The following is a 25,437-nucleotide window of genomic DNA, read 5'->3' as shown; positions in this document are numbered from 1 at the left end:
CGAAGCCATTCGAGGAAGTGCATTCGTGCTTTAGCGGTAGCTTTTCTTGAAACATCAGAATTTTTGAGCTTCGCTCAAAACTTATTAATTCTGATGTTATATGATAAAAACAGCTGGAGGTTTCCCACATGGAGCATACGATCACGATCCCTTATAAAAACGACGAGCTGCGCGCGACGATCCATTACCCGAACCGCGAAGGCCGAGGGGGGATTCCCTTGGAGCGCTGCGCCACCGTCGTTCTGTGCCACGGCTTCGTCGGCAATCGGATCGGCGTCGATCGGCTGTTCGTGAATGCCGCCCGCCAGTTCAGCCGCGCCGGGTACGTCGTCGTCCGATTCGATTACGCCGGCTGTGGAGAGAGCACGGGCGATTATGGAGCGGGCGGGTTGACGGCCATGATCGAGCAGACGCGTACGGTGCTGGACTACTTGCTCGACGTGGATTATGTGGACCCGAATCGGCTGATCCTGATCGGCCACAGTCTGGGCGGTGCGGCGGCGCTCCTGACGGCCGCCCAGGACAAGCGAGTGAAGTCGCTTGTGCTCTGGTCCGCGGTCGCCCATCCGTTCAATGATATCGTCCGGATCGTCGGACAGTCGACATTTGACGAGTCGGTCCAGAAGGGCGCCGCCGATTACCTCGGCTATAGCCTCCAGCCCGAATTTTTCGAATCGCTCAAGACGCATCAACCGCTTGCTCAAGTACGCAAGTTTGCCGGAGACGTGCTCGTCGTGCATGGCACATCGGACGATACGATTCCGCCGGACTACAGCTCCATCTACCAGAAGGTGTTCTGGATGCGTACGGAGGGGCAGTGCGATTTGGAGTGGATCTTTCAAGCCAACCATACGTATTCCGACGGCAACAGCAAAGCCGAGCTATACGCTAAGACGATGCAATGGCTGGAAGACCGGGAACGGCAAAAGCAGGAATGGGGAAATTGGGAGATCTAAACGATTGGCCGCAACGCCGAGCTGCTTGTTTCAAGCAGCTCGATTTTTGTTTAAATATGAAAATATAGAAAAAAGTCTTGCATTCCTAGATTAATCTATAGAAGATTATAGATATAAATAGCGAAAATGTAAGCCTATGTGAACTTTCACACGCGACGACTTCGGGGGGCGGGAAGGTTGGAGCTTGTATCCTTAGCAAACGAACGTGAAATTTTCAAATCGTTCGTTCAAATGTCCATTGTGGCAGCCGGATGGATCGATATACACGGAAATTGGATAGCGGTCAATACGGCACTGTGCGAAATGTCCGGGTATGCGGAGCAGGAATGGCTCATGCCGCACTCCGTAGGGCCCGCGTTGCTCACGATCGGCGACCGCGCCGCAAGTCCGCTCGATTGCTTGGTAGAAGGCGGGGCCGGACGGTCCGTGCGAATGTATCACAAGAAAGGGTACTCCGACTTGGAGCTGTACAGCCGGAAAGTGGTCTTGTCCAACTCAAGATGCGACGGGTATTTGATTCAGTTTAAGGATATTCAACACTACCCGGATCCTACGCTGGAGCGAATTCGAGAGCTGGAGCATCAATCGAAGCTCGAACAAGCGCTGGTCTTAAGCAAGCAGCACTACAAGTCCTTGTTCGAACAGCATCCCGACGGCGTCTTTTCCCTGGATTTGCAGGCTCGGTTCCTGACGCTCAACGCCTCCTTCGAACGGATCACCGGCTATTCCGCAAGCGAGCTGTTCCAGACGAACTTCATCAACCGGACGTATCAGGAAGACTGGGCCGTTACATACGATCAATTCCTGCTGGCGGTCAAGGGCCAGCCGCGGGTGTTCAATACTAGGGTACAGCACAAGAACGGCGGGCTCATCGAGTTCCGCGTCTATTTGCTGCCCATACTCGTAGATCATGAGCCGAGGGGCGTCTACGGCATCGCGCAGGACATTACGCAGGAGAAGCGGCTCCTGGAGAAGCTGCGTTCCAGCGAGGGGATGTACAAGCTTATCGAAGAGAACTCGTTCGATCTGATCGCCCGTTGCGCGCTGGACGGGAAGCTGCTCTACATGTCCTCCATCGTCACCACCATGTTAGGGTACGCCCAGGAAGAGCTAAGAGACCAATACACGCAGCAGTATATGCACCCCGACGATCTGTTGCTCATGGAACAAAACTTCCAGTCCCAGTACCAGCGTGGAATGGAGCCTTCGCTTCATGCCTATAGGTTCCGCCACAAAGACGGCCACTATGTCTGGATGGAAACGATCATCTCGATGGTTCGCGACGCGGACGGAGCTGTCTCGGAGCTGCTCTGCGTATCGAGGGATATCTCGGAACGCAAACAGACCGAGGAGCTTATGCTTCGGTCCGAGAAATTGTTAATGGCCGGTCAGCTGGCTGCCGGCATTGCCCATGAAATTCGCAATCCACTGACGTCGATCAAGGGCTTCCTGCAGCTACTGGGCTCGCAGATGAAGGACAAACAGGAATTCGTCACGATCATGCGCTCCGAGCTGAACCGGATCGAGGAGATTACGAACGAGCTGCTGCTGCTCGCGAAACCTCATGCCCATGCGTTCCACAAGCACGAGCTGGGCGGGCTGCTGAAGCAGGTCGTGTCCATCATGGAGCCGCAATCGATTCTGAATAACGTGCAAGTCGTGAACACTCCCGCCATGGAGCCTTTATACATCCGATGCGACGAGAATCAGCTCAAGCAAGTGTTTATCAATTTCATCAAGAATGCGATCGAGGCAATGCCGAACGGCGGCCTGTTGCGGGTTACAGTAGAACGGCATCAGGAGGAAGCGGTGATTGCCTTCATCGATCAAGGCTGCGGTATTCCCGAGGACAAGCTGGCCACGATCTGGCAACCGTTCTACACGACCAAGGATCGGGGGACCGGCCTCGGCCTCATGGTCAGCTACAGCATTATCGAGAACCATAAGGGACGGGTGAATGTATCGAGCGAGCTCGGGACCGGAACAACGTTCACGGTTCATTTGCCGTTGCTCACTTCCGACACTCGGCTTACCTAGAGGAACCGAATGTAGAGCTCGTCGAACCGGTCCGAATTCATTTTCTTGCGCAATTGCAGCTGCAGGATGCCGTCTTGATATTCGGCTTTGCTGGAGTTGGAATGCACAAGCGCGGGGAGGCGTACGAATTGCACGTTTTTTCCGGGCCCCTCGATCTTGACCTTGCTGGAATTGGCGAATAGCTGCAGATTGCGTGGGTTGACTTGGGCTGGGATGCGGATCCGGACAATGACGTTGCGATGCGTTTCGAAAACTTCCGTCTCGAGCTGCCCGGCCGGTGAGGCCGGTGCGGCTTGTTGAGGTTTCAGGGCATTCCCCAGCGCGGCCGGCACCGTCTGCTTCATGACGTTCTGTATGAACTTGTCTACCCAGCCCATGTCCGGAACTTTCCCCTGCTGGGCCGAGGCGATTCCGTTGAATAGCTCTTCGAAATGCTTCCAATTGCCGAATGGATTCCCATTGTCGGCCATCTCCATCCCTCCTAACCTTCTCCTACTAGCTTATGTGCATCAAGGGAAGCGAGTGCGTGCTAAGGGCTTAAACCGATCCCTCCGATAAAATCGGTAAGCACCAGTGGGCGGATACCCACATACATTAGCATATGGACTAAAGAGCGAAGGGTGTTTGTCATGCCATCCATTGTGGGAAACATCAAAATCTTAAGTGTCGGCCCGAGCTCGATCGTACAGATCGGAGATGCCGTTATTTTGTCTCCGGTCAGCTCATCCAAGACGTATGCAGGCGCCAATTCGTTCAATACCGGTGATACGTTCGGACCATCGCTTGTGAATAACCCCGGAAACATCACTAAGACGAATGACCAAGACGTCATCGACTCCAGCAATAAGAAGGAGGTTGTGGAGTGAACCTCATCGTCCATCAGTCCATCGTCATTCAGCAATTGAAGGTCGGCGGAATTACCAATTCATCCATCCTGCAGATCGGAACGGCGGGGATTATCAAGTCGCAAGCCAACCTTTTCAATACCGGCCAATATACAGGACCCGCTCCGCCAGCCTTGGGCACAGCCGCGGGCACAGCCGGTCCCCTCGTGCCGCTGGCTTCTCCGCGATAGCGCAATTGTCATGTCCGGCAGGCCTCCCGTCATACAATAGGATGATACGGCTCGCGACGAGCTTATCGCCCGAGGGGAGGATGCCGATGAACAGCGGGTACGACTGGAACATGATTTTCCGCCAGCTGTATACACAGCTGCTGTGGCAGTCCGAGAAGCTGGGCAAGATGGACCGGAAGCTGGACGCCATCCTGGCGGAGCTGCAGGCTATTCGGGGCCAGAAGCCGGTCAATGTGGAGAAGATCGAATACAATTTCGACCAGCTGAAGGTTGAGAAGCTGGACGGAACTTTGAATATCGGGATTACACCGGACAATGCCAAGTCCATCGAGCAGCTCGCCCTCGGAGACAGCGAAGTGATGGTCGGCCCGGTTCCGATTCAGACCCAGTCTCCCCAGTCGTTCGCCGCGATTCAGAACGGAGTGATGAATTATCTGAACGCGGAAGCGCCGGAGGAGCTGATGCAGATGGAGGGCAAATACAACCTGTCTCTTCCTGGAGAGTATCGCGCGCACATCTTGGCGGATGTACAGAAGCAAGTAAACGCTCGGATCGTGCATTATATGCAGCAGATGGAGCTTCGAGACGATGGGGAGAATCCAGAAGAGCGGGTACGCGAAATCTCGGAGCAAGTGAAGGCCGATATTCGGAAAGGCGTGGAGCAGTACTTGCAAACGTTCCCGAAAAGAGAGGAGGAGTAGCGGATGAATCTAAATGTCGTAAACCGCGAAGTGCGAATCGGAACGATCCGGGTGACCGGGGTCTCGAGCTCTTCGGTGTTCCTCATCGGCGATTCGGAGATTATCACTCTGGCCTCCGTGTTCGATACGCCTCCGGAATCGCTCATTATCGGTCCGCTCGTACCCCTGGCACCGGAACGGTCAGGCGAGTGGTAAGCTTACAGAGGAGAGGGGAGACTCGGGGATGAGTATGAATCGCACGGTTGTCGTCGGAGTACTGGACCTGAACACGATTACGTCCTCCTCGCTCCTCCAAGTCGGCGATTCCCAGGTCGTTCAGCCGCGCAGCCGCGCGTTGGCCGTACAGCGGGAGATCGCATTCTTCCTGCCCTGGGAGGGCGGATTCTCCAATTATCCGTTATTCTCGGTGCCGATCCCGCGGCCGGACTTGTCGTCGCCGGTCAAGGTGAGCATCTTCAACGAGGACCCGTCCATCCGTGTCGGCGGGATCGATGTGACCTCCATAGCCGCCTCCTCGGTGTTGAAGGTGGGCAATACGTACGTCGTCGATGCGGAAGCCCGTGTGCTCCACATTCGTCAGCTGCTGCGCGGAGAGCGCCCGGTTGGCGGGGCCGGAGCGGAGGCGGCGGAAGAAGCGGAAGAGGGCTGAGTAACTATCGCATCCTGCTGATTCAAATATCCGGATTGGCTAAGGGAACGGACAATGTTGGAATCGACAGGGGCAGTCCCGCCGCTTTCCGACAAGTACCATGATTTATTCGGATTATTTTCCCCAAGTGCCTCGCTTAACGACCAGTAACCCGTTTATTGGCTTTATCCCGCCTATCGCCTCGCGGACCGACCCGTACCCGATTTTGGGATTATCCCCGTCTAAACGACCAGTAACCTCATTTTTGGCCTACTCCTGCCTTATCGCCTCGCTGACCGGCCAGTAACCCAACTTTCGGATTATCCCCGCCAATCGCCTCGCTAAACGACCAGTAACCTGACTTTAGGCTTAATTCTGCCTATCGCCTCACTGACCGACAAGTAACCCGATTTTCGGATTATCCCGGCCAACCGCAACCATACCGACCGGTAACCCGATTTTTTCGGCTTAATCCTGCCTATCGCCTCGTTTATCGACCCGTAACCCGATTTTTTCGGCTTAATCCTGCCTATCGCCTCGTTTATCCACCCGTAACTCGATTTTTACGGCTTATTCCAGCCGAACGCCCCGCTTATCGACCCGTAACCCGATTTTTTCGGCTTATTCCTGCCGATCGTCCCCTTTATCGACCAAACCGCTTATTCGGCTTAAACTCGCCTTGTCTTATGTCTTGAGCTGAAGTAGTGAAACTAAACTTACAAAGAGTAAACCGAGCCTAACAAAACAAGCTTAAAATCGTGCTTCCCGGCGAGATTGTAAACCTAACTTCCGTTAACAATAAACCCGAGTTTACAATTAACCGAAGTTTGCCTTACTAATTGACCATTTGCAGGTAGTGTCGCGCGTATATAGTTTAGTTAGCGTTACAATTTGTAAATTTAGCTTTACAAAAGAATTGGATAACTGGGCTCAGCTCCTCTTACGGCAGATCGTCACGAGTCTTCTAGGGCTTTTACAATTCATACTACTTTTATTTAGTACACACAATAAATAAAATATTGCACACTAAATCGTTATATGATATGTATTATATATTGAAAAAAGTAAACAATGCAGCCAATAATGATGCCGCACCGGGAGGATGAGACGGATGATTGGAAACTGGGTTATGCGATTCGAGGAAGGTCACGCGGGGATGAATTCGATACTGGGGGGGAAAGGCGCGAATTTGGCGGAGATGACGAGAGCCGGACTGCCGGTGCCGCCCGGGTTCACGATTACGACCGAAGCATGCCGAGAATATTACCGGCACGGCTCTACACTTCCCGAAGGGCTGATGGAACAGGCGTACCGGGCGCTAGCCGAGCTGGAGCGGCAGCTCGAGAAGGGTTTCGGCGATGCGAACCGCCCGCTCCTCGTGTCCGTCCGCTCCGGGTCCGTCCATTCGATGCCGGGGATGATGGATACGATTCTGAACGTCGGCTTGAACGACGATACGGTAGAAGGGCTGGTCCGCGCAACCGGCAATCCGCGCTTCGCCTACGACTGCTACCGACGCCTCGTGCAAATGTTCGGCAACGTTGTGTTCGGTATTGAGGGGATCCTGTTCGAGAGGCTGCTGCATGAGCTCAAGACGGCCCGCGGCCTGGAGCAGGATCGCGATGTGGACGCGGACGGCTGGAAGACGCTGGTCAGGCAGTTCCAGGCGCTGATCCGCCGTCAGACCGGTCAGGACTTCCCGCAGGCGGCTCGAGATCAGCTGACACTGGCGGTCGATGCCGTGTTCCGCTCGTGGGATAACGCCCGGGCGAAAGTATACCGGAAGGTGCATCGCATTCCCGACTCGCAAGGTACGGCGGTGAACGTACAGGCGATGGTGTTCGGCAATCGGGGCGAAGATTGCGGCACGGGGGTTGTCTTCACGCGGGACCCGTCTACGGGGCGCAATGTACTGTATGGGGAGTTTCTGACGAACGCCCAAGGCGAGGACGTCGTGGCCGGCTCCCGTACCCCCCGGGCGATCGCCGAGCTCGAGACCGTCATGCCGGACGTGTACGCCCAGCTAGCCGCAACCGCACGCAAGCTCGAGGCCCATTACCGCGACATGCAGGACATCGAATTCACCGTCGAGAGCGGCCGGTTGTACATCCTGCAGACGCGCACCGGCAAGCGCTCGGCGCAGGCGACGCTCAAGATCGGCGTCGATCTCGTCGCCGAGGGCGTCCTGACGCCCGCCGAGGCGGTGCGCCGCGTGGAAGCCGGCCATCTGGACCAGCTGCTCCATCCGACGATTCGGTCGGATGCCGAGCTGGACGTGCTGGCCGTAGGGCTGCCGGCGTCGCCTGGCGCGGCCACCGGGCAAGTCGTCTTCGACGCCGACACCGCCGAGCGGTGGGCCGCCGCCGGCAAGCGCGTCATCCTCGTGCGAGCCGAGACGACGCCCGAGGACATCCACGGCGTGCTCGCCGCAGAGGGCGTGCTGACGAGCCGCGGCGGCATGACGAGCCACGCGGCGGTCGTGGCGCGCGGCATGGGCAAGCCGTGCGTCTGCGGCTGCGAGGCGCTGGCCATCGATGCGGAGGACGGCACGTTCGCCGTAGCAGGCGCGGTTGTGCGCGAGGGCGACTGCGTCACGATCGACGGCGCGAGCGGGCGCGTCATCCGCGGCGAGGTGCCGCTGCAGGAGGCGGAGATGACCGCTGAGCTGAGGCAGCTGCTCGCGTGGGCGGACGACATCCGCACACTCCGGGTAGTCGCGAACGCCGATAACCCGGAGGACGCGCGGAAGGCCCGCGAGTTCGGTGCGGAAGGCATCGGGCTGTGCCGGACGGAGCATATGTTCTTGACGCCGGATCGGCTGCCGATCGTGCAGGCGATGATTTTGGCCGAGACGCGGGAAGGGCGGCTCGAGGCACTGGGACGGCTGCTGCCGATGCAGCGGGACGATTTCGAAGGGCTGTTCCGCGCCATGGACGGGTTGCCGGTGTCGATCCGTCTCTTGGACCCGCCTCTGCATGAGTTTCTGCCGAATCTGGAGGAGCTGAAGGCGCGGCTCGAGCATTCACCCGCAGGGGTAGGCAGCCTAGTGGAGAGGCAGGAGCTGGAGCGGCTCATCCGCAAAGTGAAGGCGTTGCACGAAGTGAATCCGATGCTCGGTCAGCGCGGGTGCCGACTGGGGATCCTGTACCCGGAAATCTATGAAATGCAAGTAGAGGCGATCTTCCTCGCGGTCCAAACGTGCCTAGCCGAGGGCGTGAAGGTGCTGCCGGAGATTATGATCCCGCTCGTCGGGCATGTGAACGAGCTCAAGCTGCTGCGAGAGATGGTGGACCGTACGGCAGTGCGGGTCCTGCATGGCGATGCCTTGACATGCGGCTACAAGGTCGGCACGATGATCGAGGTGCCGCGGGCGGCGCTCACTGCGGCTCAGATCGCCCCGTACGCCGACTTCTTCTCCTTCGGGACGAACGACCTCACACAGATGACGTACGGCTATAGCCGGGACGACGCCGAGGGGAAATTCCTGACCGCTTATGTGGACCGGGAAGTACTGGCGCACAATCCGTTCCAGGTGCTCGATCGCGAAGGCGTCGGACAATTGATCGAATGGGCAGTGGAGCATGGGCTCAAGAGCCAACCGGCGCTCAAGACGGGCGTGTGCGGCGAGCACGGCGGCGACCCGCAGTCGATCGGCTTCTGTCATGAAGCGGGGCTCGACTATGTCAGCTGCTCCCCGTACCGGATTCCGCTCGCCCGGCTGGCCGCCGCTCAGGCGAAGCTGGAGGCGGATGCCAATGCCGTGTCGAGTGCAGCCGAGGCGCTGCGGCCGGCGGTGGGACACTAGGGAGCGGATCAGAGCCAGAGGGACGTCGGCTTCGTACGTTCGTCTGGCTTTTCTTCTCGTTTCAGGCTAACATAGAAGAAACGTAAATTATGGGTTGGAATGCTTGGACCAAGGAGGGGAACCGCCATCGAATTATCCGCTCGTCAGCTGGAGATCATCCGGCTAGTGAAACAGCACGCCCCGATCACGGGGGACCAGCTCGCCGAACAGCTGAACCTGAGCCGGCCGACGATTCGATCGGACCTGGCGCTGCTCGTCATGCTGGGCTATCTGGACGCGAAGCCGAAGGTCGGATACTTCCTCGGCGACGCCGCCGTATCAGACCATCATGGGGCCCGGAAACTGCAGGGCTTGAAGGTAAAGGACGTTCAGTCGGTGCCGGTCAACATCCTGGAGACGGCCACTGTTCACGATGCGGTCGTAGCGCTCTTCATGGAGAATGTCGGGAGCCTGATGGTGACGAACGCCGAGGGGGAGCTCGTCGGGATGGTATCCCGGAAGGACTTGCTTAAGGTGACGCTCGGCAATGCCGGAGCTGCCGGAATGCCGGTTAGTCTCGTCATGTCCCGTCAGCCGAACATTATTACCGTGTCGCCGGAAGATCCGGTCGTGGAGGCCGGCCGCAAAATGATCCATCATCAGGTGGACAGTCTGCCGGTGGTGGCGAAACAGCAGGACACGCCGGGCGGACCGGTACGGCTCGAGGTCGTAGGCCGCATTACGAAGACGACGATGACCCGGCTGCTCGTCGAGCTGGCGTCGGATCCGGGATCGTTCTAGGAACAGACAGAAGACAGAATGGGAGCAACAAGCCGGCAATGCTTCGCGGCAGCAAACCGGGCTGGAGGAGGAACACGTGACGCAAGAAGCGCAGCATATCATTTACATTTGCTCGGACGCGGTCGGGGAAACCGCCGATGCCGTCGTTCGGGCCACTATGCGTCAGTTCGACGCGCATCAGGTGAGAATTAAGCGGTTCGCGCAAGTTCGCCATGAGGACGAGATCAAGTCGATGATGGAGGAAGCGGCCCTCCACGGAGGCTTCGTCGCCTACACGCTCGTGCAGCCGGAGCTGAGAGAGATGATCCGGGAGGAATCGATCCGGCTCGGAGTGCGGGCGGTCGATATCATGGGGCCGGTTATGCAGGCGTTCATCGACACGTTCAACGACTCGCCGAAGCGGAAGCCCGGCCTCTTGCACGAGATGGACGACGACTACTTCCGCCGGGTGGAGGCGATCGAATTCGCGGTCAAGTGCGACGACGGCCGCGACACGAACGCGCTCCTGCAAGCGCAGCTCGTGCTGCTGGGCGTATCCCGCACGTCCAAAACCCCGCTCAGCATCTTCCTCGCTCATAAAGGAATCAAGGTAGGCAACTTCCCGCTCGTCCCGGAGGTGAAGGTGCCGAAGGAGCTGTTCATGCTGCCGGAGCGCCGCATCATCGGCTTGACGATGGACGCCGAGCAGCTGCTCAAGATTCGGACAGAACGGCTGAAGGCCGTCGGACTGCCATACGGCGCCAAGTACGCGACGCTCCAGCGCATCATGGAGGAGCTGGAATACGCGAACGGATTGATGAAGCAGCTGAATTGCCCGATCATCAATGTCACCGACAAGGCGATCGAGGAGACGGCCGGCATCATTATGGGATTCATGGCTTGAAAAAAGACCCAGCCTCCATGACTTGGAGCTGGGTCTTCTTGATGCTGTTGCCGGCTTCTATGCCGTACCTACACCTACACTCCGGGGCTCAGGCCGTCCTACGGTGCGCCCTTTCCCAAGCGGGATGACCATAGGCGTGCCGTACACCGGATCGCGCGTAATCTGACATGGCATCTCGAACACATCACCGATGAGCCGCTCGGTCACGATTTCCTCCGGTTGTCCGGCGGCATAGACCGTCTTGTCCTTGACGGCGACGATATGATGCGCGTACCGGCACGCCAGGTTAATATCGTGCAGCACCATGACGATCGTCCGATTCTCCCGTTCATTCAGCTCGAACAGCAGGTCCAGCACTTCGATCTGATGGGTCAGATCGAGATATGTCGTAGGCTCGTCGAGCAGGATCGTGGAGGTGCCCTGTGCCAGCGTCATTGCGATCCAGGCGCGCTGGCGCTGGCCGCCCGACAGCGAATCAACCGTACGGTCGGCGAGATCCTCGATGCCAGTCGCATGAAGAGCTTGCCTCACCGCCCGTTCGTCTTCGTCCGACCACTGCTTCAGCCAGTTCTGGTACGGGTACCGGCCCTGCTTCACGAGCTGCAGCACGGTGAGCCCTTCCGGCGCGATCGGCCCTTGCGGCAAAATCGCCAGCTGGCGCGCCACTTCCTTCGTCGATTGCTCCGCGATCGCCCGTCCGTCCAGCAGAAGCTGGCCGCCGCGAGGCTTGAGGAGCCGGGCCATCGAACGCAGCAGCGTCGACTTACCGGAGCCGTTGCTTCCGATGAACACCGAGATTTTCCCTTTTGGAACGCACAAATCCAGGTTTTCTATAATGCAGGTGTCCCCATAGGACAAGGTGAGCTGTTTCGTTTCAATGGCGGTCACCGGAAGCACTCCTTTTTTTAAAAGTTTTGGCCGTTTGATAGTTAAGCGTTGCGATGCTTATATAGTAAATAGATAAAGAACGGTGCGCCGATCAGCGAAGTGAAGATCCCGACGGGCAGATCAAGCGGCGGGAATGCGGTGCGGGCGACGAGATCGGCTGCCGCGACCATAATGCCGCCTACAAGCGACGAGACGATCAGATTGCCGCCGAACGCCGGGCCGACGAGCCGCCGCGCGATGTGGGGGGCGATCAGGCCGACGAACCCGATGGCGCCTCCGACCGCGACGCCCGCGCCGGCCAGCGCCACGCAGATGACGAGCAGCAGGAACCGGCTGCGCTGGACGCGGTTGCCGACTCCGGTCGCGGTCTCGTCGCCGAGCTGGAGCGCATTCACCGAGCGTCCCAGCGCCCAGGCGAGCGGGAGGAACACCAATACCCAAGGCAGCAAGGTGAGTACATTTTTCCAGTTCGATCCGTAAACGGTGCCGGTCATCCAGATGAGCGACCTGGCGGTCAAGTAGATCGGACTCGTGACGATCAGCATCGTCGTAATCGCCGCCATCGCGGCGCCGATGCCGACCCCGACGAGGACGAGCCGCATTGGAGTGACGCCCCGCTTCCAGGCCAGCGCGTAGATCAGGAACGTAATGAGCGCGGCGCCGAGCAAGGCCGCAACCGGCAGCCACTGGATGCTCACCTTCGGGAACACCAGGAGGAGCAGCACAGCGGCGGCGGAAGAGCCGCCAGTGACACCCATGATGTCGGGCGAGGCGAGCGGATTGCGAATGATGCCCTGCAGAATCGCTCCGGATGCGGCGAGCGCGATCCCGACGAGGAAGCCGATCACGACACGCGGCAGACGCAGCTGCCGCACGATCAAGCCGGCTCCGCTGTCCCCGTAGCCGAATACAGCCTGCACGACCGACCATGGATGAATGCGCGTCGAGCCGAGCGCCGTACTGGCGATCAGCAGGATCACGCTCAGAATGAGCAACGCGCCGATCGTCCCAATCGTTCTTCGTTCGGTGAGGAACGAAGCGCCTAATCGACCGAATCGTATGTGGATCCATCGGTTCATGATTACTTGCCCCCCTTCCGGGCCACGTACACGAAGAAGGGAGTGCCGATGATCGCCGTCATGACGCCGATAGGAATTTCCTTCGGCATCGCGACGTAACGCGCCCCGATATCCGCCGCCAGGAGCAGGATCGCCCCGAGCAGGCCGCTGTACAAGACGACCCAGCGTACGTCCTGGCCGATCAACGAACGAGCCAGATGCGGCACGACGAGGCCGACGAAGCCGATCGGACCGGCCACGGCCACCGAAGCGCCGGCGAGCAGGACGATGACGAGACCGGTCATCGCCTTGACGAGCACGGTCCGCTGGCCGAGACCTTTCGCCACATCCTCCCCGAGCAGCAGCGTATTGATCGGACCGGCGAGGACGAAGGCGGCGATCCAGGCTACGACCATATAAGGAAGCAGATCGGTCAGGATGGACAGCTTGCGGCCGGCAACCGAACCGGCGAGCCAGAACAGCACTTCATCCATCGTCTTCTGATTAATGACGAGAAAGGCGTGGGTCATGGAAGAGGCAAGCGCTGTGACGGCGGCACCCGCCAGGGTGACCCGCATCGGTGACAACCCTTCCCGGCCGGCGGAGCCGAGCGCGAAGACGATCGCCCCGCTGAAGGCGGCGCCGATGAACGCGACCCAAGCGAATTGGCTGAGACTGCCTACAGACATGAACGTGACCGCAACGACGATCGCGAGACCGGCTCCCGCGTTCAAGCCCATCAGGCCGGTATCGGCCAGCGGATTCCGGGTTAGTGCTTGCAGCAGCGCTCCCGCGATGCCGAGACTCGCTCCGACGGCGGCGGCGATGAAGGCTCGAGGAATGCGGACATCCTTAATTACTATATGTTCATTGGACCCGTTGAAGTGCATGAACGCATCGACGGCGGTTCTCCACCCGGTGTTGATTACACCGAAAACGACGCTGGCATAGAGCGCTAGCAGCACAAGCGCGATGGCGACGATAACGCCAGTTATTCTGGTTGCGGTGGTCCGAAGCAAGCCGGTCATTATGCATTCATCCTTAATCAACATGAGAGATAAGTAAAGGAATATTAAGTAAAGGAAAATAAGTAAGGAAAGTAAGTAGGAACAAGAACAAGTTTAGGCGATCGAAGCGTCTTTTGTCAATGAATTTGATATTCATTCTCAATGAAAACCGAGTGGGAATCATTTGAAAGAGGAGCAAAAAGGCTTGACAACGCTTCAGTCCCTGTGTATGATTTGTTCTGACATTGATAATCATTATCAAACATATTTGCAGGACAGGGGAGAGATTCAAGCATGTTGCTCGTCAAAAAGAAAGTGATTACATTAGCGATTACGGCCCTCGCCGCCTCGGTTGCGTTAGCCGGCTGCGGCAGCAAATCCGAAGACAACGGCGGGACTAACGCTGCAGGCGGCACTCCGTCTCCAAGCGCCTCTACGGCTTATACGATCAAACATGCCATGGGGGAAACGACGATTCCGGCAACGCCGAAGAAAGTCGTCATTTTGACAAACGAAGGTACGGAGGCGCTGCTCGCGTTAGGCGTGAAGCCGGTAGGCGCGGTGAAATCATGGACGGGTAACCCTTGGTACAATCATATTAAAGCCGACATGGAAGGCGTCAAAGTCGTCGGCGAGGAAAGCCAGCCGAACCTCGAAGAGATCGCCGCTCTCAAGCCGGACCTGATTATCGGCAACAAGCTGCGTCACGAGAAAATCTACGAGCAGCTCAAAGCGATTGCGCCTACCATCGAGTCCGAAACGCTGCGGGGCGAGTGGAAAAACAACTTTGCTCTGTATGCCCAAGCGTTGAATAAGAAGGCCGAGGGCGAGAAGGTGATTGCGGACTTCGACAAGCGGGTCGAAGATTTGAAGGCGAAGGCCGGCGACAAGCTGAAGCAAAAGATCTCCATCGTGCGGTTTATGCCGGACCGCGTGCGCATCTACTACAAAGAGACGTTTACCGGCATTATTTTCAGCCAACTCGGCATCGCCCGACCGGACAGCCAGAACAAGCAGGAGTTCTCGGCCGACGTGACCAAGGAGCGGATCCCGGAGATGGACGGCGATTACATGTTCTACTTCACGTATGAGACCGGGGATGGCAAGGCCAGCAAGGCCGAGCAGGAATGGACGAACGATTCGCTGTGGAAAAACTTGAACGTCGTCAAGGCCGGCAAGGTCAAGAAAGTGGACGACGCGATCTGGAATACGGCAGGCGGCGTGAAAGCGGCCAACCTGCTCTTGGATGATCTGTACACGTTCTACGGGGTCAGCAAGTAAGCTTGGTTATGGGGTCAAAGTCCCTCTTTCATTGACGTTGTTCTCCTTTTCGTGCATGATAGGGGGACAGGAGATGATTGGAGGGACGTTTTGTTGTGAATGCGGAGCAGATCGTTCAAATGATGTCCAGCCGCGGGCTGCGCATTACCGACCAACGGAGGACGTTAGCCGGGCTGTTCGCCGATACGGATGGCTATTTGACGGCCAAAGACGTCTATGACTATATGGGCAAGCGGTATTCGGGCCTTAGCTTCGATACGGTGTACCGCAACCTGCGGGTGATGCACGACATGGGCATCGTGGAGCAGTTCGTGTTCGAGGACGGCGTGAAGTTTCGCGCGCATTGCGACGAGCACCATCATCACCACCACTTGTTCTGCCTAAACTGTGAGAAGACGGTACCGATCGTTTATTGTCCGATGACCCGGATCGAGGGGGTTCCGGAAGACTTCCAAGTCGTGCGCCACAAATTCGAGATCTACGGCTATTGCTCTTCGTGCAAGGCGGAGGGTAAGGAGGAGGCGGCCGCCCCCCATGCTCACTAAGGCGCTTCAGCTTCCCGTCCGCGTGTATCGCCGCTGGATTTCGCCGCTGAAGCCGCCGACGTGCCGATTCTATCCGACATGCTCGGCCTATGCGCTCGAAGCGTTGGAGGTGCACGGTCCGCTGAAAGGCTCGTACTTGGCGGTACGGCGCATATGCAAGTGCCATCCGTTCCACCCGGGCGGGTTGGACCCGGTCCCGCCGAAGGCGGGGAGCGAACCGGATGGCCGGAAACCTTGACAATACGATCACTTTGGGGGCTGCTTGACAGGCGGCGCCCCTTTTCGGTATCATTTCACTAAATGAATGGTTATAACTCGACTCCAATGAATGGAAGAGTACAGAGACGCCCCTATTACAGAGAGCCGGAACCCGCTGAAACCCGGTATAGGCCGCCCTTTGGAACATGGTCCAGGAGGAATCGGTCCCGAGCGCCCGCTGCATGCAGCTGCGTTAAGGATCGACGCTACGCCGCGATATCGGCGCAGTCTCCAGCAGACTGATGAGCTTCGCGCCTGCAAAGGCCGGAGGAAGTTGGGTGGTACCGCGTGAGTCCGAACTCTCGTCCCATAGGGGAGAGGGTTTTTTTGTTTTTTCGGGGAAAATGAGGAATCAGACGAATTCGGGGAATCAGAACCGTCGCCTGCGACGGGAAACACTATAGGAGGCTGACCGACATGTCAGAGACCAAACGACCAACGTATTACATTACGACGCCGATTTACTACCCGAGCGACAAGCTGCACATCGGCCACGCTTACACGACCGTAGCGGGGGATGCCATGGCGCGCTACAAGCGGCTGCGCGGGTTCGACGTCATGTACTTGACCGGGACGGATGAGCACGGCCAGAAGATCGAGCGCAAGGCGGTGGAGCGCGGGGTGACGCCTCAGCAATTCGTCGACGACATCGTCGAGGGGATCAAGGCGCTGTGGGCGAAGCTGGACATTTCCTACGACGACTTCATCCGCACGACGGAGGAGCGCCACAAGGTGGTAGTGCAGCGCATCTTCGACAAGCTTGTGCAGCAGGGCGACATTTATCTGGATACGTATGAAGGCTGGTACTGTACGCCATGCGAATCGTTCTTCCTGGAGCGGCAGCTCGTGGACGGCAACTGTCCCGACTGCGGACGCCCGGTGGAAAAGGTGCGCGAGGAGAGCTATTTTTTCAAGATGAGCAAGTACGCCGACCGGCTGCTCGCTTACTATGAGGAGAATCCTTCGTTCATTCAACCGGAATCCCGCAAAAATGAGATGGTCAACAACTTCATCAAGCCCGGCCTGGAGGACTTGGCGGTCTCGCGGATGTCGTTCGACTGGGGCATCAAGGTGCCGAACAATCCGAAGCATGTCGTCTACGTCTGGATCGACGCGCTGTCCAACTACATTACCGCGCTCGGCTACGGAACCGACCATCCGGAGAAGTTCGAGCGGTACTGGCCGGCTGACGTGCATCTGGTAGGCAAGGAAATCGTGCGGTTCCATACGATCTACTGGCCGATCATGCTCATGGCGCTGGACCTGCCGCTGCCGAAGCAAGTGTTCGCCCATGGCTGGCTGCTCATGAAGGACGGCAAGATGTCGAAGTCCAAAGGCAACGTCGTCGACCCGGTGACGCTAATCGACCGGTACGGGCTGGACGCGCTCCGCTATTATTTGCTGCGGGAAGTGCCGTTCGGAGCCGACGGGACGTTCACGCCGGAAGGCTTCGTCGAGCGGCTGAATTATGACTTGGCGAACGACTTGGGCAATTTGCTTAACCGGACGATCGTCATGATCGACAAATATTTCGGCGGCGAGATCCAGCCTTATATCGCGAACGTCACCTTGCATGATGCCGGCCTGCTGGAGACGTACCGGAGTACGCTGGCGAAGTATGAAGAGGCGATGGAGCGGATGGAATTCTCGCTCGCGCTTGCCGCCGTGTGGACGCTGATCGGCCGCACGAACAAGTACATCGACGAGACGCAGCCGTGGTCGCTCGTCAAGGACGAGGCGACGCGCCCGGCGCTCGGCTCGGTGCTGTACCACTTGGCCGAGTCGCTCCGCATCTCGGCCGTGCTGCTGCAGCCGTTCCTGACGCGGACGCCGGGCAACATCTTCGCCCAGCTGGGGCTCGACCCCGCGGACAGCCGCTTGAGCGGCTGGGACAGCGTCACGACCTTCGGCCAGCTCCCGGCGGGCACGAAGGTCGTGAAGGGCGAGGCGATGTTCCCGCGGCTCGACGTACCCGTCGAGACGGCGTTCATCGCCGAGTCCATGGGCGGCGGCGCGGCCCCGGCCGAGCCGCCGGCAGCGCCTGCGGCAGAGGCAGGTGCCCCCGCCGCCGCACCTAAGGCGCCGGCGGCGAGCGGCGCCGACCGCTTGGAGGAAATCGCCATCGACGATTTCCTCAAGGTCGAGCTGCGCGTCGCGCAAGTGCTCGCCGCGGACGCGATTCCGAACGCCGACAAGCTGCTCAAGCTCCAGCTGGACCTGGGCAGCGAGCAGCGGCAGGTCGTCTCGGGCATCGCCAAGTTCTACAAGCCGGAAGACCTCGTCGGACGCAAAGTAATCTGCGTCGTGAACCTGAAGCCGGTCAAGTTGCGCGGCGAGTTGTCGCAAGGCATGATCCTCGCCGCTTCCGAGGGCGACCGGCTGACGCTGGCAACCGTAGCGGAGGACATCCCGGTCGGCGCTCGCGTGAAATAACCCGCAAGATCCAAGAATCGCCCCGTGGGCCGCTAGTACGGCCGACGGGGCTTCTTTGCCGTTCACGAAACTAATCGTTGACAAGCGATTGGGCGGGCACGTATAATCCGAAGTGTAAATAGAAATACTTACGATTTACATATCGCCAGGCGATCCAAGATCCATGATCCACGAAATCAGATCCGCGATCCGCCGGCAGCATCTGAAAGGGGACCCTAATACCATGCATCCGAGAACTAATAAGCTCTCATACATCTTATTAACCTTAGCGCTCTCCACAGTCCTCATCCTCTCCGGCTGCGGTAAAACGTCCGGCGTCCAGCTGGAGGAGGGCAAGATCAACATCGTGACTACTTTTTACCCGCTCTATTACTTTGCCGGTGCGATCGGGGGCGATCATGCGCACGTGATCAATCTCGTCCCGGCCGGCGTAGAGCCGCACGAGTGGTCGCCCAAGAGCCGCGACCTCGTCGCGATGACCAAGGCGGAGCTGTTCGTGTACAACGGGGCCGGCTTCGAAGGCTGGGTAGACGATTTCCTGGCCAGCAAGAAGAGCGGCTCGAAGCAGGTCGTCATCGAAGCGAGCGCCGGCATCCCGCTTATCCATGCGGGCGAAGAAGGGGCTGCCGATAACAAGGACGATCACGGCCACGAGCAAGAGTCCGGCGTAGACCCTCACGTATGGGTCAGCCCGAAGTCCGCGCTGCATATGGCCGAGTCGATCAAGAACGGGCTGATCCAAGCGGATGCCGCGCACAAAACCGACTACGAGGCGAACTACGGCAAGCTCGCACAGCAGCTGTCCGCGCTGGACGCCCAGTTCAAGGAGAAGCTGTCCAAGGTGTCGAAGAAGGAAATCATCGTGTCCCACCAGGCGTTCGGTTATTTGGCCCGCGATTATGGGCTGACGCAAATGCCGATTATGGGCTTGTCGCCCGATGCGGAGCCGACGGCCAAGGCAATGAAGGAGATCAACCAATTTATCCGGGAGCACCAGGTGAAAGTCATCTTCTTCGAGGAGCTGGTCTCCGACAAGCTGGCGAAGACGCTCGCCGAGGACGCCAAGATCGAGACCGAAGTGCTGAATCCGCTCGAGGGCTTGACCGATGCGCAGATCAAGGCCGGCGACAATTATGTGACAGTGATGGAGAGCAATTTGCAAAAATTGCTGAAAGCATTACAATAAGCCTAAGAAAGCTAAAGTGGGAGCCTGATTCCGATGAACGCCAATACGTCCAATCCGACTGGTCTGCATGCGATTCCCCCGTTCACGGGACCGCATTGTCATGACAGCATCATCTCTATAGAAGACGTCTCGTTCCGCTATAACAACCGGAATGTAATCGAGCATCTGACCTTCAACGTATACCAGCGTGATTTCGTGGGGCTGATCGGTTCGAACGGAGCGGGGAAGACGACGCTGCTCCGTATGATCGTCTCCCAGCTCCAGCCGGATCACGGCTCGATCCAGCTGTTCGGCCAGCCGATCGCACAGTTCAAGGACTGGGAGCGCATCGGCTACGTCCCGCAGAAGAACGCCTTCAATCCGTTGTTCCCGGCTACCGTGCGGGAAGTGGTGCTGTCCGGCGTCTATGGCAAGAAGAAGCTGTTCCGCCGGACGACGAAGCAGGACATGCAGAAGTGCGAGGATGCGATGCACGCCATGCGTATCGAGGACATCGCCGACCGTCGGATCGGTCAGTTGTCCGGCGGACAGCAGCAGAGGGTGTTCCTTGCACGCGCGCTGATCAACAACCCCGACCTGCTCATCCTCGATGAGCCGACCGTCGGGATCGATTCGGAGACGCAGGCCGGCTTCTTCCATATGATTCGCCATATGCATCAGCACCATAATATTACTTTCCTGATGGTCTCGCACGACATGGAAATGATGTATGCCTATCTCGGCCAAGAGCCGGCGATGACGAGCGGGAAGCTGAAGTTTTATGTCAAGCACACCCACGAGCTGGAGAACTGCAAGGAGACGAACCTGGCCCATTCGCTACGCGACCTGCGCGCGCGGACGGAGCCGGCTCCCGTTTGGCAATAGAAGTAGAGAAATACATGCGGAGGAGCAACCGGCTTGGACATTTTTCAGGAATATTTCTTTCAGAGGGCGCTGCTTGGGGGCGTACTGATCGGATTCATGGCGCCCTTGATGGGCGTCTTCCTCGTCCTCAGGCGGCTGTCGATGATCGGGGACACGCTGGCGCACGTCTCGATTGCGGGAGTGGCGCTAGGCTTCCTGATGGGCATATACCCGCTCGGGGTCGGGCTGTTGTTCTCCGTCCTCGCTTCGTTCGCGATCGAATGGCTGCGCAAAGCGTACAAGACGTATGCCGAGCTGTCGATCGCCATCATCATGTCGGGGGGCGTTGCCCTGGCGACGTTTTTGTTCACGTTAGGTCAAGGGTTCAATATGGACGTGACCAGCTATTTGTTCGGCAGCATTTATACGCTTAACTGGACCGACTTGTGGCTCGTGGCGGGGGTGACGGTCGTCGTGACGACGGTGCTGCTCCTGACGTTCAAGGAGATGTTCCTGCTCGTGTTCGACGAGGAGGCGGCCAGCGTGAGCGGCTTGCCGGTGCGCACGCTCAATCTGTTGACCACGATGCTGACCGCCCTGGTGATCGGCGTCGCGATCAAGATCGTAGGAGCGCTCCTCGTATCGGCGCTGCTGACCGTTCCGGTCGCCTGCAGTCTCGTCGTGGCTCGAAGCTTCCGGCATTCCGTCTGGACCGCGGTGATCTATTCGGAGATTGCGGTCGTGGGCGGCTTGGTCGCGGCGGGAATTTGGAGCTGGGCTCCGGGTGCGACCGTCGTGCTCACTCTGATTGCGCTGCTCATTCTATCGCTTATAGCCAAGCGGACCTTCCGTTTTTAGCACAGGAGGAGAAGACATGGAGAACGTAAACGTTTGGATCGCTTTCTGGGCAGGGTTCGCTTCGTTCATCTCGCCTTGCTGCCTGCCGCTTTACCCGTCGTACTTATCTTATATTACCGGCATTTCCGTTCAAAGGTTGCGTGAAGAGCGAACCGCCCGAGAAGTGCGCAAATCGACTTTGACGCATACGCTCTTTTTTATCCTCGGGTTCTCGATCATCTTCTACACCCTAGGGTTCGGAGCCGGCCTGCTGTCGGACTGGTTCGATTCGTATCGCGACCTGCTCCGTCAAATCGCCGCAATCTTCATCCTGGTGATGGGCTTGTTCCTGATCGGCATCTTCCAGCCGCAATGGCTGATGAGCGAGCGGAAGCTGCAGTTCAAGTACCGCCCGGCCGGCTATGTCGGCTCGATCTTGATCGGCATGGGCTTTGCGGCCGGCTGGTCGCCTTGCATCGGGCCTATCCTATCGGCGATTCTGATGCTTTCTACCACCGAGCCCGGCGCGTGGTTTTCGATGATTACCGCCTACACGCTCGGATTCGCGATTCCTTTTTTCATTTTGGCCTTTTTTATCGGGTCGACCAAGTGGATTCAGCGCTATTCCTCCTTGATCATGAAAATCGGGGGCGCCCTGATGATTGTGATTGCTGTCCTGCTCTATTTTGACAAAATGATTCTGATCACGATCTGGCTGCAAGAGCGCACCCCCGAGTGGCTCAAGTTCTAACGCTAACGTGAAAAAGATGCGGTGAGCCGTTTCCTCGGGAACGGCTTGCTTCCGTTTTTGAAGCCGTTCGCAGCTAGGGCAGGAGCACTTGCTTTAGCCAGGCAAACAGTGTATCATACATTAGACGATCGTGTGCGGACACAGTAGTGGCAAATGGAGGTACGTTATGGCAGCTACACCTAGCATGGAGGACTATCTGGAGAAGATCTACAAGCTGATTGACGAGAAAGGATACGCTCGTGTATCGGATATCGCCGAAGGCTTGGAAGTGCACCCGTCCTCCGTGACGAAAATGATCCAGAAGCTGGACAAAGACCATTACTTGATCTACGAACGATATCGCGGGCTCGTGCTGACATCCAAGGGCAAGAAGATGGGCAAGCGGCTTGTGGAACGGCATCATTTGCTGGAATCTTTCCTTAAGATTATCGGCGTGCAGGAAGACAACATCTATAAGGATGTCGAAGGCATCGAGCATCATCTGAGCTGGGATTCGATTACATGCCTCGAAGGGCTGGTCGAATATTTCAATCGCGAACCGGACCGTATTCAGGAGCTGTCGAGAATTCGCAGCGAACTGGAGTCGGAATAAAGCATTCACCCTTTGGATGGATGTTTTTTTGTGCTGAGGAAACTCCTGTCCTCATCCGATTTATCATACGCAGCCCATTCCCCCGCATACATACAAGTAAGCGGCTTTGTGGGAAAGGGTGAAACGCATGCAGATGAACGGGGTGTTTGAAGGAGGCGGTGTGAAGGCGATCGCTTTAGTAGGCGCGATCAAAGCGGCGGAGGAGAAGGGGGTCCGGTTCCATCAGGTGGCCGGCACTTCCTCGGGAGCCCTGGTCGCTTCGTTGCTGGCGGCGGGCTACGACGCGGACGAAATGCGGGACCTTATCCTCGAGACGCCGTTCTCCACCTTCCTGAAGAAGTCCTGGCTCATGGATATCAAGATTATCGGTCCCGGGCTTCGGCTGTTTATCAAAAAAGGGCTTTACTCCGGCAACGAGCTGGAGAAATGGATCTACGACAAGCTGGCCCTCAAAGGGATTCGCACATTCTCCGACTTGCCGCGCAACAAGCTGCGCATCGTTGCTTCGGATATTACGATGGGACGACTGCTCGTCCTGCCGGACGACATTGCTTCCTACGGGATCGATCCCAGCCGGCTGCTGATCTCCCGCGCCATCCGCATGAGCACCAGCATCCCTTACTTTTTCGATCCCGTCGTGATCCGCAAAGCCGCCAGGCTAAGGAAGAAGGGGGAATCGTTCGCCGAGCAGTTCATCTATGTCGTCGACGGAGGGGTACTCAGCAACTTCCCGCTGTGGATCTTCGACAACCAGAGCGCCTTCGTCAAGGAGAACGACTTGCTGCCCACACTCGGGTTTCACTTGGTCGACAAGCGCAAGAACGCCCCTCACAAAATCATCGGCCCGATCTCGATGTTTCAGGCTTTGTTCGAAACGATGCTCGAAGCCCATGATGAGCGGTATATCGAAGAGAAAAACTTGTTCCGGACGATTAAGATTCCTACGCTGGGCGTCAGGGTGACGGATTTTGATATTTCCAAGGAAAAGAGCCTGCAGCTGTACGAATCCGGGTACAGGGCCGGGCTGCATTACTTCGACCGCTGGTCGCACACGGCTTACATGGCCCAGTTCAAACAGTATATCAGCCGCACCCTGGTATGAGCATTCGCCCTAAACCATAACAAAGCCGCAGTCGGAGCGATCCGATTCTGCGGCTTACTTGCTTTAATGGTAGGGATACGGCGGGTCGGGGTCTTTCTCGTCCTTCTTGTTGCCCTGGATGACTTTGAACGGCACCTGCTTGCGCTTGTCGCGGGCCGACTTGCCCCGGCTGCCGGCGGGGGGACTCGAGCGGGTCGGCTTGCGCTGCACGCGCCAGCGGGCCGGTGGGTATTTCCAGAGCAGGAACACGCCGCCGAAGATGACGAGCGGAATGATGAGCTGAGTCGGTCTGCTTACCAAACTGGCGGTGATGCCGATGATGAACAAAGCGGCAATGAGTATAGTCGACCAGTGCATTCGCCGTCTCATAGTTGGTTCCCCCTACTATTATGAATCGTAGTCCGATTTACGCGTGCTGCACGCTCGGGATCTCGTAGTCTGATCTTGCCTGCTGGCCGCGGTCGATCTCGAGCATCCGCTCGAAGGAGGCGATCGACACTTCTACCTGCGAGTCGTCCGGTTCCTTCGTCGTCAGCTTTTGGAGCCACAAGCCGGGATAGCCCAAGAACCTCAGGACCGGCACTTCGCGCAGTGAATTCGTGAACCGCAGCACCTCATAGGAGAGGCCTATGACGAGCGGGAGCAGGAGGATACGCTGAAGCAGGCGTTCCCATATATTATCGTATTGGAGGAAGGAATACACTATTACTCCGACTAGCACCGTGAATACGATAAAGCTGCTTCCGCAACGGTAGTGCAGCGTGTTGAACTTCTGGACATTCTCGACGGTCAGTTCCTTGCCCGCTTCATACGCGCTGATCACCTTGTGCTCGGCTCCATGGTACTGGAACAGGCGACGGATGACGGGCGTGAAGGAGATGAAATAAATGTAGCCGATCAACAAGACGATCTTGATGGCGCCTTCGACTAGATTATGCCCAATCTGATTCTCAAATAACGATCCGAATATCAATTGTTCCAGAGCGGCCGGAACGAGCGTGAACACGAACTTGCCGAAAATGAACGAGAGCACCCCGACTACGGCTACTCCCAGGATGAGCGACAAATTGCCGAAGCCGCCTTTCTTTGCTTCCTTCGCTTCGCCTGCGTCCAACTGTTCATCGGCATAAACCTCGGCCGAGAAGTTCAAGTGCTGGGCTCCCTTGGCGCTCGATTCGATAATCGCGACCAATCCTCGAAGCAGCGGGATTTTTTTCAGCGTTTGCACCCAAGCGATTTCTTTTTTGGGGACTTCGAAAAATTCGATCTGTTCATTTTTTCTACGGACGGCAGTGACGTGGACGGTACGGCCCGCGAACATGACGCCTTCCATAACCGCCTGTCCGCCGTAGATCGCCGGCCGGCTCTGTGCTTGCGAATTCGTTTGCGACAACGAGGTCACCCCATCTGGTAAGTGGAATTGTTTCTTCTATTCTATCGAATTCCGAGGCGAATTGCTACTTGGATTACATTGGCGGCTCGTCGCGCATAATAAGGGGAAATGAGGAAGAAGACCAGAGGAGGGAGCTTGCGATGGACGCGGAGGAAGACGGGCAGAGGCTCGAGCACTGGAACCGGCCTCTGAAGGCGCGTTACGCGAAACGGCGCTCGGATGGGCAGGAAGGCAAGGAAGGCAAGGAAAGCACGGAAAAAAAGGAAAGCAAAGAAGGGCAGAAAGGTAAGGAAGGCAAGGAAGGCAAGGAATGCAAGGAAGGCAAGGAAGGCAAGGAAGGCAAGGAAGGCAAGGAAGGCAAGGAAGGCAAGGAAGGCAAGGAAGGCAAGGAAGGCAAG

27 protein-coding genes are annotated in these 25,437 nt (G+C 57.7%); 21 read left to right on the top strand and 6 right to left on the bottom strand.

Annotation, left to right across the window (positions count from 1 at the left end; all coding sequences use genetic code 11):
- Positions 1 to 128 precede the first annotated feature (128 nt).
- Complete coding sequence (locus ACI5FR_RS21675) at positions 129 to 956, top strand: alpha/beta hydrolase family protein (protein WP_405458179.1); 828 nt, start codon at positions 129 to 131, stop codon at positions 954 to 956.
- Between the two features lie 177 nt (positions 957 to 1,133).
- Complete coding sequence (locus ACI5FR_RS21670) at positions 1,134 to 2,993, top strand: PAS domain S-box protein (RefSeq protein ID WP_405458177.1); 1,860 nt, start codon at positions 1,134 to 1,136, stop codon at positions 2,991 to 2,993.
- Here ACI5FR_RS21670 and ACI5FR_RS21665 read toward each other — a convergent pair.
- On the bottom strand, positions 2,990 to 3,463 hold the full coding sequence (locus ACI5FR_RS21665; protein ID WP_405458175.1) for an Hsp20/alpha crystallin family protein: 474 nt from the start codon (positions 3,461 to 3,463) through the stop codon (positions 2,990 to 2,992). The two genes, ACI5FR_RS21670 and ACI5FR_RS21665, sit on opposite strands and share 4 nt — an antisense overlap.
- Before the next feature lie 159 nt (positions 3,464 to 3,622).
- Here ACI5FR_RS21665 and ACI5FR_RS21660 point away from each other — a divergent pair, with 159 nt between their 5' ends.
- The 8 genes from ACI5FR_RS21660 to ACI5FR_RS21625 all read left to right on the top strand — a co-directional run bounded on the left by ACI5FR_RS21660 (position 3,623) and on the right by ACI5FR_RS21625 (position 10,865).
- Positions 3,623 to 3,859, top strand: a complete 237-nt coding sequence (locus ACI5FR_RS21660; RefSeq protein ID WP_405458174.1) for a spore germination protein — start codon at positions 3,623 to 3,625, stop codon at positions 3,857 to 3,859.
- Complete coding sequence (locus ACI5FR_RS21655) at positions 3,856 to 4,068, top strand: spore germination protein GerPB (RefSeq protein ID WP_405458172.1); 213 nt, start codon at positions 3,856 to 3,858, stop codon at positions 4,066 to 4,068. The genes ACI5FR_RS21660 and ACI5FR_RS21655 overlap by 4 nt, the downstream gene beginning before the upstream one ends.
- A gap of 86 nt (positions 4,069 to 4,154) precedes the next feature.
- Positions 4,155 to 4,769 carry a spore germination protein GerPC gene (gene gerPC / locus ACI5FR_RS21650; RefSeq protein WP_405458171.1) on the top strand — a complete coding sequence of 205 codons (615 nt, stop codon included), beginning with the start codon at positions 4,155 to 4,157 and terminating at the stop codon, positions 4,767 to 4,769.
- A 3-nt stretch (positions 4,770 to 4,772) separates the two neighbouring features.
- Entirely contained in the window at positions 4,773 to 4,964 is a 192-nt protein-coding gene (locus ACI5FR_RS21645; RefSeq protein ID WP_405458170.1) for a spore gernimation protein GerPD, read from the top strand.
- 28 nt (positions 4,965 to 4,992) lie between these two features.
- On the top strand, positions 4,993 to 5,418 hold the full coding sequence (locus ACI5FR_RS21640) for a spore germination protein GerPE (RefSeq protein WP_405458168.1): 426 nt from the start codon (positions 4,993 to 4,995) through the stop codon (positions 5,416 to 5,418).
- Between the two features lie 1,090 nt (positions 5,419 to 6,508).
- Entirely contained in the window at positions 6,509 to 9,202 is a 2,694-nt protein-coding gene (gene ppdK, locus ACI5FR_RS21635; RefSeq protein ID WP_405458166.1) for a pyruvate, phosphate dikinase, read from the top strand.
- Between the two features lie 99 nt (positions 9,203 to 9,301).
- Entirely contained in the window at positions 9,302 to 9,982 is a 681-nt protein-coding gene (locus ACI5FR_RS21630; RefSeq protein ID WP_405458165.1) for a helix-turn-helix transcriptional regulator, read from the top strand.
- 76 nt (positions 9,983 to 10,058) lie between these two features.
- Entirely contained in the window at positions 10,059 to 10,865 is an 807-nt protein-coding gene (locus ACI5FR_RS21625; protein ID WP_405458163.1) for a pyruvate, water dikinase regulatory protein, read from the top strand.
- 57 nt (positions 10,866 to 10,922) lie between these two features.
- Here ACI5FR_RS21625 and ACI5FR_RS21620 read toward each other — a convergent pair whose 3' ends face one another.
- From ACI5FR_RS21620 to ACI5FR_RS21610, 3 genes are read right to left on the bottom strand one after another with little or no spacing between them, the layout of a single operon-like run.
- Positions 10,923 to 11,753 (bottom strand): ABC transporter ATP-binding protein, encoded by an 831-nt coding sequence (locus ACI5FR_RS21620; protein ID WP_405458162.1) that lies wholly within the window; start codon positions 11,751 to 11,753, stop codon positions 10,923 to 10,925.
- Positions 11,754 to 11,794: 41 nt separating this feature from the next.
- Positions 11,795 to 12,832: a FecCD family ABC transporter permease gene (locus tag ACI5FR_RS21615; RefSeq protein WP_405458161.1), complete on the bottom strand. Its 1,038-nt coding sequence runs from the start codon at positions 12,830 to 12,832 to the stop codon at positions 11,795 to 11,797.
- A 2-nt stretch (positions 12,833 to 12,834) separates the two neighbouring features.
- Positions 12,835 to 13,839, bottom strand: coding sequence for a FecCD family ABC transporter permease (locus ACI5FR_RS21610; RefSeq protein ID WP_405458159.1), 1,005 nt, complete (start codon positions 13,837 to 13,839; stop codon positions 12,835 to 12,837).
- A gap of 273 nt (positions 13,840 to 14,112) precedes the next feature.
- Between ACI5FR_RS21610 and ACI5FR_RS21605 the strand changes: the two genes are divergently transcribed.
- From ACI5FR_RS21605 to ACI5FR_RS21560, 10 genes are all read left to right on the top strand, one after another.
- Positions 14,113 to 15,099, top strand: coding sequence for an ABC transporter substrate-binding protein (locus ACI5FR_RS21605; RefSeq protein WP_405458158.1), 987 nt, complete (start codon positions 14,113 to 14,115; stop codon positions 15,097 to 15,099).
- Positions 15,100 to 15,218: 119 nt separating this feature from the next.
- Complete coding sequence (locus tag ACI5FR_RS21600; protein WP_405458375.1) at positions 15,219 to 15,644, top strand: Fur family transcriptional regulator; 426 nt, start codon at positions 15,219 to 15,221, stop codon at positions 15,642 to 15,644.
- Positions 15,634 to 15,882, top strand: a complete 249-nt coding sequence (gene yidD / locus ACI5FR_RS21595; protein WP_405458156.1) for a membrane protein insertion efficiency factor YidD — start codon at positions 15,634 to 15,636, stop codon at positions 15,880 to 15,882. The genes ACI5FR_RS21600 and yidD overlap by 11 nt, the downstream gene beginning before the upstream one ends.
- A 437-nt stretch (positions 15,883 to 16,319) precedes the next feature.
- On the top strand, positions 16,320 to 18,335 hold the full coding sequence (metG, locus tag ACI5FR_RS21590; RefSeq protein WP_405458153.1) for a methionine--tRNA ligase: 2,016 nt from the start codon (positions 16,320 to 16,322) through the stop codon (positions 18,333 to 18,335).
- Positions 18,336 to 18,558: 223 nt separating this feature from the next.
- The gene (locus ACI5FR_RS21585; protein ID WP_405458151.1) at positions 18,559 to 19,521 is read left to right on the top strand and encodes a metal ABC transporter substrate-binding protein; all 963 of its coding nucleotides are present in this window, start codon (positions 18,559 to 18,561) and stop codon (positions 19,519 to 19,521) included.
- A gap of 33 nt (positions 19,522 to 19,554) precedes the next feature.
- Positions 19,555 to 20,385, top strand: coding sequence for a metal ABC transporter ATP-binding protein (locus ACI5FR_RS21580; RefSeq protein WP_405458150.1), 831 nt, complete (start codon positions 19,555 to 19,557; stop codon positions 20,383 to 20,385).
- A gap of 33 nt (positions 20,386 to 20,418) precedes the next feature.
- A complete protein-coding gene (locus ACI5FR_RS21575; RefSeq protein ID WP_405458148.1) occupies positions 20,419 to 21,222 on the top strand; it encodes a metal ABC transporter permease in 804 nt (267 codons plus the stop codon).
- A 16-nt stretch (positions 21,223 to 21,238) separates the two neighbouring features.
- Positions 21,239 to 21,952: a cytochrome c biogenesis CcdA family protein gene (locus ACI5FR_RS21570; RefSeq protein WP_405458146.1), complete on the top strand. Its 714-nt coding sequence runs from the start codon at positions 21,239 to 21,241 to the stop codon at positions 21,950 to 21,952.
- Between the two features lie 166 nt (positions 21,953 to 22,118).
- Complete coding sequence (gene mntR, locus ACI5FR_RS21565; RefSeq protein ID WP_405458144.1) at positions 22,119 to 22,544, top strand: transcriptional regulator MntR; 426 nt, start codon at positions 22,119 to 22,121, stop codon at positions 22,542 to 22,544.
- 127 nt (positions 22,545 to 22,671) lie between these two features.
- The gene (locus tag ACI5FR_RS21560; RefSeq protein WP_405458143.1) at positions 22,672 to 23,646 is read left to right on the top strand and encodes a patatin-like phospholipase family protein; all 975 of its coding nucleotides are present in this window, start codon (positions 22,672 to 22,674) and stop codon (positions 23,644 to 23,646) included.
- Between the two features lie 63 nt (positions 23,647 to 23,709).
- On the opposite strand, the gene ACI5FR_RS21555 is transcribed toward ACI5FR_RS21560, so the two are convergent.
- A complete protein-coding gene (locus ACI5FR_RS21555; protein WP_405458140.1) occupies positions 23,710 to 24,015 on the bottom strand; it encodes a hypothetical protein in 306 nt (101 codons plus the stop codon).
- Between the two features lie 37 nt (positions 24,016 to 24,052).
- The gene (locus tag ACI5FR_RS21550) at positions 24,053 to 24,979 is read right to left on the bottom strand and encodes a DUF1385 domain-containing protein (protein WP_405458374.1); all 927 of its coding nucleotides are present in this window, start codon (positions 24,977 to 24,979) and stop codon (positions 24,053 to 24,055) included.
- A gap of 200 nt (positions 24,980 to 25,179) precedes the next feature.
- Between ACI5FR_RS21550 and ACI5FR_RS21545 the strand changes: the two genes are divergently transcribed.
- Positions 25,180 to 25,437: hypothetical protein (locus tag ACI5FR_RS21545; protein WP_405458138.1), on the top strand; the 258-nt coding region annotated here is incomplete at its 3' end.

It is taken from the genome of Paenibacillus sp. HJGM_3 (assembly GCF_045062745.1).
Taxonomy (GTDB): Bacteria; Bacillota; Bacilli; order Paenibacillales; family NBRC-103111; genus Paenibacillus_AA.
This window is presented reverse-complemented; position numbering and strand designations above follow the sequence as displayed.

What these genes read in the sequence shown, in the direction of transcription:
- ACI5FR_RS21675 (WP_405458179.1), top strand. Translation starts at nt 129, where the DNA reads ATGGAGCATACGATCACGATCCCTTATAAAAACGACGAGCTGCGCGCG.
- ACI5FR_RS21665 (WP_405458175.1), bottom strand. Translation starts at nt 3,463, where the DNA reads ATGGCCGACAATGGGAATCCATTCGGCAATTGGAAGCATTTCGAAGAG.
- ACI5FR_RS21660 (WP_405458174.1), top strand. Translation starts at nt 3,623, where the DNA reads ATGCCATCCATTGTGGGAAACATCAAAATCTTAAGTGTCGGCCCGAGC.
- gerPC (WP_405458171.1), top strand. Translation starts at nt 4,155, where the DNA reads ATGAACAGCGGGTACGACTGGAACATGATTTTCCGCCAGCTGTATACA.
- ACI5FR_RS21645 (WP_405458170.1), top strand. Translation starts at nt 4,773, where the DNA reads ATGAATCTAAATGTCGTAAACCGCGAAGTGCGAATCGGAACGATCCGG.
- ACI5FR_RS21640 (WP_405458168.1), top strand. Translation starts at nt 4,993, where the DNA reads ATGAGTATGAATCGCACGGTTGTCGTCGGAGTACTGGACCTGAACACG.
- ppdK (WP_405458166.1), top strand. Translation starts at nt 6,509, where the DNA reads ATGATTGGAAACTGGGTTATGCGATTCGAGGAAGGTCACGCGGGGATG.
- ACI5FR_RS21630 (WP_405458165.1), top strand. Translation starts at nt 9,302, where the DNA reads ATGCTTGGACCAAGGAGGGGAACCGCCATCGAATTATCCGCTCGTCAG.
- ACI5FR_RS21615 (WP_405458161.1), bottom strand. Translation starts at nt 12,832, where the DNA reads ATGAACCGATGGATCCACATACGATTCGGTCGATTAGGCGCTTCGTTC.
- ACI5FR_RS21610 (WP_405458159.1), bottom strand. Translation starts at nt 13,839, where the DNA reads ATGACCGGCTTGCTTCGGACCACCGCAACCAGAATAACTGGCGTTATC.
- ACI5FR_RS21605 (WP_405458158.1), top strand. Translation starts at nt 14,113, where the DNA reads ATGTTGCTCGTCAAAAAGAAAGTGATTACATTAGCGATTACGGCCCTC.
- ACI5FR_RS21600 (WP_405458375.1), top strand. Translation starts at nt 15,219, where the DNA reads ATGATGTCCAGCCGCGGGCTGCGCATTACCGACCAACGGAGGACGTTA.
- yidD (WP_405458156.1), top strand. Translation starts at nt 15,634, where the DNA reads ATGCTCACTAAGGCGCTTCAGCTTCCCGTCCGCGTGTATCGCCGCTGG.
- metG (WP_405458153.1), top strand. Translation starts at nt 16,320, where the DNA reads ATGTCAGAGACCAAACGACCAACGTATTACATTACGACGCCGATTTAC.
- ACI5FR_RS21585 (WP_405458151.1), top strand. Translation starts at nt 18,559, where the DNA reads ATGCATCCGAGAACTAATAAGCTCTCATACATCTTATTAACCTTAGCG.
- ACI5FR_RS21580 (WP_405458150.1), top strand. Translation starts at nt 19,555, where the DNA reads ATGAACGCCAATACGTCCAATCCGACTGGTCTGCATGCGATTCCCCCG.
- ACI5FR_RS21570 (WP_405458146.1), top strand. Translation starts at nt 21,239, where the DNA reads ATGGAGAACGTAAACGTTTGGATCGCTTTCTGGGCAGGGTTCGCTTCG.
- mntR (WP_405458144.1), top strand. Translation starts at nt 22,119, where the DNA reads ATGGCAGCTACACCTAGCATGGAGGACTATCTGGAGAAGATCTACAAG.
- ACI5FR_RS21560 (WP_405458143.1), top strand. Translation starts at nt 22,672, where the DNA reads ATGCAGATGAACGGGGTGTTTGAAGGAGGCGGTGTGAAGGCGATCGCT.
- ACI5FR_RS21555 (WP_405458140.1), bottom strand. Translation starts at nt 24,015, where the DNA reads ATGAGACGGCGAATGCACTGGTCGACTATACTCATTGCCGCTTTGTTC.
- ACI5FR_RS21550 (WP_405458374.1), bottom strand. Translation starts at nt 24,979, where the DNA reads ATGGAAGGCGTCATGTTCGCGGGCCGTACCGTCCACGTCACTGCCGTC.